Genomic DNA, 12,349 nt, shown 5'->3' with positions numbered 1-12,349 from the left:
TTAATAGATACCTAGGCCCAAGATCATGGAATTAAGCGTCGAGTTCTTTCCTCCAAAAACACCTGAAGGTGAGAATAAGTTGCGCCTTGTGCGTGAGCGCTTCAGCGAAACACTCAAGCCAGCGTTTTATTCTGTGACTTTTGGTGCCGGTGGTTCTACTCAGTCTGGCACATTAAAAGTAGTGAGTGATATTCATGCTGCAGGCGCTGCAGTGGCTCCCCACTTATCTTGTGTTGGCAGCTCACGCGATAGTGTGAGAGAAATGTTGAAGCAGTATCAAGCTTTAGGCATAAAACGTATCGTGGCTCTCCGTGGTGACTTACCATCTGGCATGGGCCAGTACGGTGAGTTTCATCATGCCAATGAATTAGTTGAATTTATTCGTGCGGAAACAGGTGATTGGTTTCATATTGATGTGGCAGCCTATCCAGAGACTCATCCACAGGCAAAGTCGCCTGCAAGCGATATAGATTTCTTTGTGCAAAAAATGAAGGCAGGGGCTAATTCTGCTGTAACGCAGTATTTTTATAACAGTGATGCCTACTTTCGTTTTGTCGATGAGGCTTATGACTTAGGTGTTACGCAGCCCATTATTGCCGGCATCATGCCGATTACGAATAGTACGCAGTTGCTACGTTTTTCAGACGCCTGTGGCGCTGAGATTCCACGTTGGATTCGCTTGCGCCTCCAGTCATATGGCGATGACATTGCATCTATACGTGCGTTTGGTGAACAGGTGGTGACGGATCTGTGTGACCAGCTTCTGACCGCTGGCGCACCAGGCTTACATTTCTATTCTTTGAATCAAGCAGATGCAGTTTTAGCAATCGCCGACAACCTCGATCTAACGAAGTAAGCCTGACTCAGTCAGTAGTATATCCAAAGGCTCATCGTGTGTTTGAGCCGCCCACTGGGTATCATCCAGTTTTTGCCAATCAAATCCAATCCCAATACAAATGAGCTTGGGATTGTTTTCTCTCAAGTTCGCAAGGGTTCGATCAAAATAGCCACCGCCATAACCTAGACGCCAGTAATGCGTTTTACCGTTTGCTGTTGAGCTTGACCAGCCAACACAAGGAATCAGGATGCAGTCCGGTGTGCTAGCAGGCCTATCTGAGTTATTCGGGTCTGGTTCTGGCACACCATGTTTGCTTGGGATTAGGCTGTCACCATCTCTCCATTCATAAAAATCGAGATGCTTATCAGGCCGAGCAAAAGGCAGTGTGAGTAGACGTCCGGATGCGTTTTTAGACCAAGCAATTAAGGTAGGACGCAAATCCAATTCATCCTGAATGGGCCAATAGAGCGCGATCGAGCGCAGGGATGCGCCATCCGATTCTAAAAATGCGTTTAGCTTACTTAGCAGGAGTTCTGTGGTATGGGTATAGTTTGCCCTCGCCGCAAATTCTTTGCGTTGCTTTAACAATTCTTGGCGAAGAGTTTTTGGTGAATTACCGTGCATATCGACCATTATCAGGCGAAAATCAATAGATGTAGTAATCAAGTTAGCGTAACAAAATGCCTCATCCATCGATATAGGGTTAGATGTTGAAAAAGAAGTTAAAAATTCGCATATGCCAACAATGGGCCAAGATTCTGATTTTGGGCCTAGTCTTCAATGCGCCCCAAGCATTTGCAGAAAAATTGAAAAAGCCAGTTCTACCTAAATCCTATGAGAGTAAGGCCGCCCCAGCTGAAATTACTGACGCCGATAGGATGTTTATCGACTTACGTGAGGCAGCCAGAAAAAATGATGTGTTTCGTACGCAGCAGTTGTCAGCCAATTTAGCCAACTATCCTTTTGATGACTATGTAGCTTATTTCCGTATCAAGCCTCAGTTGTTTGATAGCGCTGGAGGGCCGCGAAATGACTACAGTGCCGATACTCAGGTAGTTGCATTCTTAAATCAATATCAAGGCACTGCTTTAGCAGATCGTATGCGCAATGATTGGCTACTGGTGCTGGGTAAGCGCAAAGACTGGGCGCGATTTGATGCTGAGTACGCCAAGTTTGTTTTAGATGACGATACTCAAGTGAAATGCTATTCCTTGGTATCCAAGCTTTCGCAAGGTGAGAACCCAACAAAATTAGCAATTGATTCACGGGCAATCTTGTTGGACCCCAGTTACTTCGGTCAAGCCTGCCAAGAGTTAGTGCCTTCACTAGTAGCGGCAGGCGGTATGACGCCAAGTGAGGCAAAGGCGATTGGTCGTGCTGCCAGCGAAAGAGGTTTTGACACCATGGCGAAACGTCTTGGTGGTGATGACCCTATTGGCGAGATTGTGAGGGCGGCTAAAGCCGATCCATCAAAAGCCTATCGAGATTTCTTGCAAACATCATCGCGCTATAGCAAAGAGAATCAAGCGGTGGCATGGGGTGTTATTGGACAATTTTTGGCGAAGAAATTAGACCCAAATGCAGATGACGCTTATCGATTGCAACAAGCTCTGGGCTATAACGAACTGCTCTCGGTTGAATCGCAAGAATGGAAAGTGCGTGCTGCATTACGTGCTAAAGACTGGGTCTTGGTGAAGAATGCTATCGATGGTATGAACCCTGTGATACGCAGCAAAGATCCTGCTTGGACCTATTGGTACGGTCGTGCATCAAAGGCTGAGGGTCAGGATGCCAAGGCTAAAGATAGCTTTGAGATGATTGCTGATCAATACAACTTTTATGGTCAGCTCGCTCGTGAAGAGTTGGGCAAATCGAACCATGCACCAAGTCGCACCAAGGTAACTGAGTCTGAAATTGATGCCATGGCTAGCCATAAGGGATTTATTCGTGGTGAGCGCCTTTATGCGATGAACTTACGTTTTGAAGGTAATCGTGAGTGGAATTGGGAATTACGGAACATGACAGATAAGCAGCTATTGGCTGCCGCAGAGTATGCCAAACGAGTCAATCTCTATGATCGCGTGGTCAATACTGCAGATCGAACCAAGCAAGAGCATGATTTTAGTTTGCGTTACCCGACGCCATACCGTGATGAGCTTTCTCCAATTGCAAGGCAGATTGATTTGAATCTTGCTTGGGCTTATGGACTCATTCGTCAGGAGTCACGCTTCATCATGAATGCCTCTTCTTCAGTTGGCGCTTCTGGCTTGATGCAAGTCATGCCTAACACCGCAAAGTATGTCGCCAAGAAAATTGGAATGACGAATTACACCAACGATAAGTTGACCGATACCAATACCAATCTGACCTTGGGCAGCAATTACCTCAATATGGTGTTGATTGATTTGGACGGCTCTTGGGTGCTGGCTTCAGCTGCGTATAACGCAGGCCCTTCGCGGTCTAAGGCTTGGCGCGAAAAGCTCACAGGGCCTACTGAAGGCGCCATCTTTGCTGAAACGATTCCATTTAATGAAACACGTACTTATGTAAAGAATGTATTGTCCAATGCGAATTACTATTCATCGGTAATGAACGGACAAGCACAATCATTAAAGCAACGTTTAGGTGTGATTACGCCTAAAGCTGCGACACAATCTGAGTTACCTTAACGATACGTTTATAAAAGAAGGCTCTATGCAATACGATATTTTACTCATTGGTGGCAATGGATTTGTGGGCCGTGTGTTAGCTGCACAGCTTCAAGTTGCGGGCTATTCAGTATTAATTCCGTCTAGTCATCCTGCGGCTGGGCGTGAGTTACGTATGCTACCGAAGATACATATTGAGGATGCTGACATTCATGAGTTTGATGAATTGCAGTCATTGTGTGCTCGTATAAAACCCAATGGCGCAGTCATCAACTTAGTTGGCGTATTGCACGACAAACCGGCTCAGCCTTATGGGAAAGTATTTAAAGCTGCACACGTAGATTTACCAAAAAATATTATTACTGCGATGCAACTCCATGGGCTAAAGCGCTATCTGCACATGAGTGCGCTTGGTGCCGACTCCAATGGACCCTCTATGTATCAACGGAGTAAGGGTGATGGAGAGGCGGCGGTTAAGGCTAGTAATGTAGATTGGACTATTTTTAGACCCTCAGTTATTTTCGGCGCGCAAGATCAATTCATTAATTTATTTGCTAAGCTTGCCAAATTGTTTCCAGCAATGCCTTTGGCAAACCATCAAGCAAAGTTTCAGCCAGTGAGCGTGGATGATGTCGCAATCGCATTTGTAAAATCTTTAGCGATGCCACAAACCATTCATCAGTCTTATGATTTAGTAGGCCCTACGGTTTATACGATGAAAGAGATTGTGGAGTTTGCTGCACGCAAAGCCAAGACTTCTTGTGCCATTATTCCCGTGCCGGCTTTTGTGGGATATCTCCAGGCTTTAGCCTTTGAGTTTTTGCCTGTGCCAACCTTGATGTCACGCGACAACATTGCTTCTATGCAGTTGCCCAATACTTTGCCTGTGAACGGTAGAGATGCTTTGACTGAAGTGTTCAAAATGAGCCGCCGCACCCTAGAGGGTATGCAGTAATGAAGATTTACGCCGTTGGCGGTGCCATTCGAGATACCCTCATGGGTTTACCAGTCCATGATATTGACTACGTAGTAGTGGGCTCCAGCGTTGAGGAAATGATTGCGAATGGCTTTCGACCAGTTGGAAAAGATTTCCCCGTTTTTTTGCATCCCAAGACTCAAGCTGAATATGCTTTAGCGCGCACTGAACGTAAGACGGGCAAAGGCTATAAAGGCTTCCATTTTTATGCGGACCCTTCAGTCACTTTAGAGCAAGATCTGCAGCGTCGTGATTTAACGATTAATGCCATGGCCCAAGAAGTCGATGGTGATGGAAAGCTATGCGGACCTATTTTGGATCCTTATGGCGGACAAAAAGATTTAGCAGCAAAAGTCTTTCGGCATGTATCAGATGCTTTTGCAGAAGATCCATTGCGTTTATTGCGTATCGCTCGTTTTGCCGCACGCTTTCCAGAATTTAGTGTGGCAGATGAAACGATGCTCTCATTAAAAGCCATCGTTCAGGCCGGCGAATTAAATGCTTTATCCGCAGAGCGGATCTGGCAAGAACTCGCTAGAGGTTTGGTTGCGAGCAAGCCAATGCATATGTTCCAAGTATTGTTAAACACGGGCGCTGCTAAAACGATTCTTTCACCAACATTAAACGTGCAACTGGCTCAAGAAAAATTTCGTGAACAGTTGATTGCCCATTTTGATTCGATTGGAGATGCATTAGATGATCGTTGCGCAATTGCCTTAATGAATGTGCCTGCCAGCGAGATTCGTTCGTGGGCAGAATGTGTTCGGATGCCTATTGAGGTTCGTGATTTTAGTGAAATCTTTAGTGAGCTCATTACATTCATTGATAAATGCCATAGCCGTTTTCAGGCGGTGGATGTCTTAGCTTGGTTGAATCGTGCCGATGTTTGGCGCAAGCCTGATCGCGGACAACAATTATTAAATCTTGCTGCAAAGATAGGGTTGAATGTTGCCGCCTTGATCAAGGCAATGCGGAACGCTCAAGCACTTAATACTGCCGAAATTATTGCTGGTGTCGCAGCAGAAGATCGATCTAATGGTGAGCGAATCGGTAGCGCATTTGAGCTTGCAAGATTAGCGGCAATTACTTCAGCACTCCAGACTTAAGTTTTAGAGTCTATTTCTGCCGCGTAATCCAGGCAGATCCTCTAGCGTGTAGCCTGGCAATAACTGTTCTAAGTTTTTAGTGAAAGCAAAGACTTTAAATAGCTCACCCATTTCTGCTTCGGATAACAATTTCTGTAATGAGTTAGAAATTGGTAAAAACGTTGTTGGATTATTAGGGTCGCCAATCGCCAAAGCAATGTCACCAATGCCTGCATCTAAGAGATAAGCAGCTTGGTTTGTGAGGAATACATCGTCGGCATTTTCTGCGAGAGCGCTGCGAGCAATTTGTGACCACTCCACGTGTGTTGTGAGATCACATAGACCTGGAAGATGAAAAGGGTCTTGAATAGCATGATGACGATGGTGGGCCATTAAAGTGCCCTCCAGTCTTTGTGGATGGTAATACTCACCTTCTGGAAAGCCGTAATCAAAAGTTAGGAACAAACCGCTGTGAAGTTGCTGTGTAACTTGATGCATCCATGCATTTGCGGGGGCATGCAATTCAGTGACGTAGCCCTCTGAAAAATTCCCACTTAATAAAGTCTCTGGGAGCAAATCCTGCTCAACAGGTGAACCTCTTTTCCAAGTGAAATTATTATTTTCAACAGTAACGCCATGCCAATACCAAAACCCATTTTGATAAATGATGGCATCGCACGGAATGGCATCGATCACCTCGTTTGCCAAAATGATGCCCTTGAAATCTTGAGGTAGTTCGCTAAGCCAATCGCATTGAGTTTGACTATGGAGTTGTTTAATAGTTTTGCCGATGAAATCTTGTTGACGTTGCGCTAAGTCGGGAGAGATCTCTACGATGTCATAACGGTCTAATGCGAAATCAAGATCTTGTAAGCGAGTCAGAATGGAGGCAGCTAATTTACCGGTGCCAGCCCCGAATTCCAAAATTTGGGTTTGTAGACCTTGGGCTTTAAGTCCTTCAAGAACTGGAATGAGCGTAGTGCAAATGGCTGCACCAAATAGCGGGCTTAGTTCTGGTGCCGTGGTGAAGTCCCCACCAGAACCCAACTTGTGCGCGCCAGCGCTGTAATAGCCCATTCCAGGCTCATACAGAGCCATCTCCATATAGCGGGAAAAGGGAATCCAAGCATCTTGGGAGGCGATCTCAGAGGCTATTTTGGCCTTCAGAAGCTCACTGTGCTCCATTTCGAGGCTGGTCAAGGTAATATCCATAGCTCGCTAGTCTAAGAGAATTTAATTGAACCCTAGTTCAAACACCCCTTCCCAGCAACGAAAAGCCGTTTTAGTGACCGGCGCCGCCAAGCGCCTAGGTCAAGAAATTGCTATGCAGTTCGCCCGCCAAGGCTGGGATGTGGCCGTTCATTATGGGCGATCTGAAAGAGAAGCTCAAGAAACCGTAGCTCAAATTCAGAGCCTTGGTGTGAAGTCAGTAGCCTTTCAGGCTGATTTGGCTGATGAGCAAGCTGTTAAAAATCTTTTTTCTCAAGTGAGTAAACAATTTACGAATCTGCATTGCCTAGTAAACAACGCATCAATTTTTGAATACGATCGCGCTAACTCCAATGTGCCACTGACTTCTCAGAGTCTGCAGGAGCACATGCAAGTCAATCTAACTGCGCCAATTCTGCTGTCCCAGTTGATGTTTGAGTTTCAGAAAATCAATGGGGATCAATCAGATGCTGTACCTTCCGCCATTCAAATGCTAGATCAAAAGCTCATTAATCTCAATCCTGATTATTTGTCATACACCTTATCAAAAGCAGCGTTGGCAACTTCTGTCGAAGTGTTGGCAATGGATTTTGCTCCGCACTTAAGGGTGGTGGGATTGGCCCCAGGCATTTCTTTGCCTTCTGGCGATCAAACTGATAGTGGTTTCTCTAAAGCCCATCAAATGACACCACTAGGTAAATCATCTACACCCTCTGACATTGCTAAGGCTGCTGTATTTTTGGCCGAATCAAGCGCAATTACTGGAACGACTCTCTATGTAGATGGTGGACAACATCTACTATCTTCATCACGTGATGTGATGTTTAAAACGAATTAAGTATTTCTATAAAGTAACTATCTATGCACGCTATTCTTTCTCATCCTGCCCTCGCTGATTGCCGCCGTTTATTTTTGCGGGATTACGAGATCTACATCAATATCGGCGTCCATGATTTTGAGAAGAAGGCAGAGCAACGCGTGATTTTAAATATCGATTTGTATATTCCGCTGGATATGAATACACCAACAAATGATCAATTGGATGAAGTAGTAGATTATGACTTCATGCGTGAGACCATTAAGGCGCGAGCCTCTAAGGGCCATATCCATCTGCAAGAAACCTTTTGCGACGATATCGTGACCGCGATGTTATTGCACCCCAAGGTCCTGGCTGCGTGCGTAAGCACTGCTAAGCCCGACGTTTACCCGGACTGCCATTCAGTAGGGGTTGAGGTGTTTCGGATTAAATCAGCATAGAGAAATTAGAAAAGAATTCAATTGTCATGGGCGATATTCGTAAAGTTGTCTTCGAAGAAAACAAGCTAGAGAAAAAACTCTGCCGCTTGGTGGGTCAAGCCATTGGTGACTTTGGCATGATCGAAGACGGCGATAAGGTGATGGTGTGTGTATCTGGGGGTAAAGATAGCTATGCCATGCTAGATGTCTTGATGAAGCTTCGCGAGCGTGCACCTATCCATTTTGAAATCGTTGCAGTGAACTTAGATCAGAAGCAGCCTAATTTTCCTGCGGAGACCTTGCCTAATTATCTTAAGAGTTTAGGCATTCCATTTCACATTGAAGAGCAAGATACCTACAGTATCGTCAAGCGCGTTATCCCTGAAGGTAAAACGACCTGTGGTTTGTGTTCTCGTTTGCGTCGCGGTATTTTGTATCGTGTTGCCGATGAGTTGGGCGCAACCAAGATTGCCTTAGGTCATCATCGCGACGACATTCTAGAAACCCTGATGCTCAATATGTTCTATGCGGGCAAGCTCAAAGGAATGCCGCCTAAGTTACGCTCAGACGATGGCAAGCATATTGTGATTCGACCTCTAGCTTATGTTCCAGAAAAATTGTTGGAACGATATGCGGTTGATATGAACTTCCCGATCATTCCCTGTGATTTGTGCGGCAGTCAGCCTAATCTGCAGCGCCAGGCGATGAAAGAAATGCTCCGCGATTGGGAAAAGAAGTATCCTGGTCGTGTAGAGAATCTATTCCGCTCAATGCACCATATCGTGCCTTCCCACCTTATGGATGGGGAAGCTTTTGATTTTCAGGGTCTGGAGATTGATACTGAGTTGACTGGAATTGCTGCGAGGTCCGCAGGCGACAAGGCAATTGATGAGGCGGATTTAGACGAATTGGCATGTGGAACCCTGATTCAGGGGACTTATAATCCCCCTTTATGAATATCGTCATATTGGCTGCTGGGCAAGGAAAGCGGATGAAATCTGCCTTGCCCAAGGTCCTGCAAACTCTGGCAGGTAAGCCCCTTCTACAGCATGTGCTTAATACCGCTTTATCTCTGCAAGGAAAGTCCTCTAAAAATGGACCGATTGTGGTTGTGGGGCATGGCGCTGCAGATGTCAAAGAATTCCTATTCAGTGCCGCTAAGGAAGATTCCAGATTTAGTAGCGTGAGCACCGCTTTGCAGGCCCAACAAAAGGGTACTGGGCATGCACTGCTGCAGGCACTGCCTAAGCTTGATTTACAAGAACCTACTTTAGTTTTGTACGGCGATGTGCCGCTGACAACCCAAAAGACTTTAAGTAAATTGACTAAGCTAGCTGATGGTGTACGTGGCAAAGATTCTGCGTTAGCACTTCTTACTCAGAATTTAAATAATCCAACAGGCTATGGGCGCATTGTGCGCGATACCGATGGCTCTGTTAAAGAGATTGTTGAAGAGAAGGATGCAACATCCGCTCAAAAAACCATTCATGAAATTAATACCGGCATTATGGTATTGCCAACCAATGCTCTGAATAAATGGCTCAAAGCATTGCGTGCAAGCAATGCTCAGGGTGAATACTATTTAACGGATGTCATCGCAATGGCTGTTAAGGATGGTGTGCCCATTCGAACTACGCAAGCTGATGCCGAGTTTGAAACTGTCGGTGTGAATAGTCGTGATCAACTAGCCGCTTTAGAGCGAATTCATCAACTTAATATTGCCAATCAATTAATGGATGCCGGCGTATCTCTTGCTGACCCAGCGCGTATAGATGTGCGCGGGACCTTAGAGTGCGGTAATGATGTTTCTATCGATGTCGGTTGTGTATTTGAGGGTTGCGTTACATTGGCATCGGGCACAAAGATTGGCCCATATTGCGTGATTCGTAACAGCGTGATTGGTAAAGATGTTGTTGTTCATCCTTATAGTCATTTAGACGGCGCAAAGGTTGGCAATCAATCAGTGATTGGGCCATATGCTCGCTTACGACCTGGTGCAGATTTATCGAATGATGTTCACATCGGTAATTTTGTCGAAGTGAAGAACAGCAAAATTGCAGCTAATAGCAAAGCCAATCACTTGGCTTATGTTGGTGATTCTATTGTGGGCTCAAGAGTCAATATTGGTGCCGGCACGATTACTTGTAATTACGATGGAGTAAATAAGCACCAGACCATTATTGAAGACGATGCCTTCATTGGCTCAGATACTCAGTTGGTTGCCCCGGTGAGAGTTGGACGCGGCGCTACATTAGGCGCTGGCACCACCTTGACTAAAGATGCGCCTGCTAATCAATTGACGATCTCAAGAGCAAAACAAATTTCTTTGCCATGGCAGCGCCCCACAAAAAAAAAGAAAACACTGGCGACAAAAAAAGTTGCGGTCAAAAAGACTGTGAAGAAAGTAGTAAAAAAAGTAGCAAAGAAAGCTGTAAAGGGTAAAAAATAATGTGCGGTATTATTGGGGCGGCATCTCACAAAAATATTGTTGATGTTTTAGTTGAGGGTTTGCGTCGTCTTGAGTATCGCGGGTATGACTCTTGTGGTTTTGCAGTAATCAATGGTGATGATGCTAAGCACCCCATTGAAAGAGCGCGCACCACCGCACGTGTTTCTGAGCTGGCTGAACAAGGCAAAGACTTTCGTGGCACCCTAGGTATCGCTCATACACGCTGGGCAACCCATGGTAAGCCGGATACACAAAATGCACATCCTCATATTTCAAATAATTTGGTTGCGGTTGTTCACAACGGCATTATTGAAAACTACGAAGCGCTGCGCACAGGATTAAAAACGGGTGGCTATGTCTTTACTTCTGAGACTGACACCGAAGTGATTGCCCATTTGATTCATCAGCAATATGTGAGTACTGGCCAAAAGGATATTGCACAGTCGGTTAGAGCGGTATTACCTAAGCTGCATGGTGCTTATGCAATCGGGGTGATCGCACAAGACAGCCCCGCAACTTTGGTTGGGGCACGTGTAGGTTCGCCTTTAGTTGTGGCGCTTGGCGATCAGGAAAATTTTCTTGCATCCGATGCCCTAGCCTTAGCTGGTCGCGCTCATGCGATGATGTATTTAGAAGAGGGTGATGTCGCTGTTCTCAAGGCAGATAGCGTTGAAGTAATTAATCAGGCGGGTGAATCTGTGGAGCGTGATCGCAAACCAATGCCGGCACAAGCAGATTCTGTAGACCTGGGCCCTTATCAGCATTACATGCAAAAAGAAATTTTTGAGCAACCAAGGGCAATTGGGGATACTCTTACCAACATTGCTTCATTTGGTCCAGAGTTATTTGGCGCGAACGCTGATGATTGGAAAGCTTTTGACCAGATTTTAATTCTGGCTTGCGGCACGAGTTATTACTCTGCGTGCGTTGCTAAGTATTGGTTGGAGGATCTTGCCGGTATTCCTACTCAAGTAGAAATCGCGAGTGAATATCGTTATCGGACAACGGTACCTAATCCGAAGACTTTAATCGTGGTGGTCTCGCAATCAGGCGAGACAGCGGATACCTTGGCAGCCTTGCGCCATGCTAAGGCTCTTGGCCATCCATATACTTTGGCTATCTGCAACGTTGCGAGTAGTGCGATGGTTCGTGAAACCAGGTGGCATTTCTTAACCAAAGCAGGTACTGAAATTGGCGTTGCATCTACTAAAGCATTCACCACGCAATTGCTAGCGCTCTATCTTTTGGCGATTTCGATTGCTAAGCGTGCTGGAAAAGTTTCTGCAGAAAAAGAGAAAGAGCTTCTCCGAGAATTACGCCATTTACCAAAAGCGTTGCATGCAGCGCTAGCACTTGAGCCACAAATCATTGCTTGGAGCGATGTTTTTTCTAAATGCGAGAATGCGCTCTTCTTAGGTCGTGGCATGCATTACCCAATCGCGTTGGAAGGCGCATTGAAGTTAAAAGAGATTTCCTATATACATGCGGAAGCCTATCCTGCGGGTGAGCTAAAGCATGGACCGCTGGCATTAGTGACAGACAAGATGCCAGTCATTACGGTTGCTCCTAAAGATGACTTGCTAGAGAAGTTGAAGTCCAATATGCAAGAAGTAAAGGCGCGTGGTGGAAAGTTATATGTATTTGCCGATCAAGATACTGAGATCGTCAGCAGCGATGGTATTCATGTGATTCGCTTGCCTGAACACTATGGCAATCTTTCGCCCATCCTACATGTGGTCCCACTGCAGTTGTTGGCTTATCACACTGCGTGTGCTCGCGGCACTGATGTTGATAAGCCTAGAAACTTAGCCAAGAGTGTGACAGTCGAATAAATTTAAGCAGATAAATCAGGACTTTAGGAAGTCCTGATGCCATTTTTGTGTTCAAATAACTCTTGTAAAAGAGGAT

The 12,349-nt window shown here is 45.6% G+C and carries 11 protein-coding genes; 9 read left to right on the top strand and 2 right to left on the bottom strand.

The features are described from left to right. The first annotated feature begins 25 nt into the window (after positions 1-25). Positions 26-856, top strand: a complete 831-nt coding sequence (metF, locus tag AOC29_RS10775) for a methylenetetrahydrofolate reductase [NAD(P)H] (RefSeq protein ID WP_215295981.1) — start codon at positions 26-28, stop codon at positions 854-856. Here the strand turns inward: metF and AOC29_RS10770 are convergent. Further along, positions 845-1,531 carry a 5-formyltetrahydrofolate cyclo-ligase gene (locus tag AOC29_RS10770; RefSeq protein ID WP_251369999.1) on the bottom strand — a complete coding sequence of 229 codons (687 nt, stop codon included), beginning with the start codon at positions 1,529-1,531 and terminating at the stop codon, positions 845-847. The genes metF and AOC29_RS10770 overlap by 12 nt on opposite strands. Before the next feature lie 14 nt (positions 1,532-1,545). Here AOC29_RS10770 and AOC29_RS10765 point away from each other — a divergent pair, with 14 nt between their 5' ends. The 3 genes from AOC29_RS10765 to AOC29_RS10755 are packed head-to-tail and all read left to right on the top strand — an operon-like array spanning position 1,546 to position 5,568. After that, complete coding sequence (locus AOC29_RS10765; protein WP_251369998.1) at positions 1,546-3,507, top strand: lytic transglycosylase domain-containing protein; 1,962 nt, start codon at positions 1,546-1,548, stop codon at positions 3,505-3,507. Between the two features lie 25 nt (positions 3,508-3,532). Next, a complete protein-coding gene (locus AOC29_RS10760; RefSeq protein WP_215295980.1) occupies positions 3,533-4,441 on the top strand; it encodes a complex I NDUFA9 subunit family protein in 909 nt (302 codons plus the stop codon). Next, complete coding sequence (locus tag AOC29_RS10755) at positions 4,441-5,568, top strand: polynucleotide adenylyltransferase (protein WP_215295979.1); 1,128 nt, start codon at positions 4,441-4,443, stop codon at positions 5,566-5,568. The genes AOC29_RS10760 and AOC29_RS10755 overlap by 1 nt, the downstream gene beginning before the upstream one ends. 3 nt (positions 5,569-5,571) lie before the next feature. On the opposite strand, the gene AOC29_RS10750 is transcribed toward AOC29_RS10755, so the two are convergent. Further along, the gene (locus tag AOC29_RS10750; RefSeq protein WP_215295978.1) at positions 5,572-6,759 is read right to left on the bottom strand and encodes a class I SAM-dependent methyltransferase; all 1,188 of its coding nucleotides are present in this window, start codon (positions 6,757-6,759) and stop codon (positions 5,572-5,574) included. A 25-nt stretch (positions 6,760-6,784) separates the two neighbouring features. Here AOC29_RS10750 and AOC29_RS10745 point away from each other — a divergent pair, with 25 nt between their 5' ends. Genes AOC29_RS10745 through glmS form a run of 5 tightly spaced genes read left to right on the top strand, consistent with a single transcriptional unit; the run spans position 6,785 to position 12,273 of the window. After that, on the top strand, positions 6,785-7,594 hold the full coding sequence (locus AOC29_RS10745) for an SDR family oxidoreductase (RefSeq protein WP_215295977.1): 810 nt from the start codon (positions 6,785-6,787) through the stop codon (positions 7,592-7,594). Positions 7,595-7,617: 23 nt separating this feature from the next. Next, positions 7,618-8,013: a dihydroneopterin aldolase gene (locus AOC29_RS10740; RefSeq protein WP_215295976.1), complete on the top strand. Its 396-nt coding sequence runs from the start codon at positions 7,618-7,620 to the stop codon at positions 8,011-8,013. A gap of 26 nt (positions 8,014-8,039) precedes the next feature. Beyond that, entirely contained in the window at positions 8,040-8,948 is a 909-nt protein-coding gene (ttcA, locus tag AOC29_RS10735; RefSeq protein ID WP_215295975.1) for a tRNA 2-thiocytidine(32) synthetase TtcA, read from the top strand. Continuing rightward, positions 8,945-10,441 carry a bifunctional UDP-N-acetylglucosamine diphosphorylase/glucosamine-1-phosphate N-acetyltransferase GlmU gene (glmU, locus tag AOC29_RS10730; protein ID WP_215295974.1) on the top strand — a complete coding sequence of 499 codons (1,497 nt, stop codon included), beginning with the start codon at positions 8,945-8,947 and terminating at the stop codon, positions 10,439-10,441. Before ttcA ends, glmU begins: the two co-directional genes overlap by 4 nt. Next, on the top strand, positions 10,441-12,273 hold the full coding sequence (glmS, locus tag AOC29_RS10725; protein WP_215295973.1) for a glutamine--fructose-6-phosphate transaminase (isomerizing): 1,833 nt from the start codon (positions 10,441-10,443) through the stop codon (positions 12,271-12,273). Before glmU ends, glmS begins: the two co-directional genes overlap by 1 nt. Positions 12,274-12,349: the final 76 nt, after the last annotated feature.

It is taken from the genome of Polynucleobacter sp. JS-JIR-5-A7 (assembly GCF_018687935.1).
In the GTDB taxonomy this organism is placed as follows: Bacteria; Pseudomonadota; Gammaproteobacteria; order Burkholderiales; family Burkholderiaceae; genus Polynucleobacter.
This window is presented reverse-complemented; position numbering and strand designations above follow the sequence as displayed.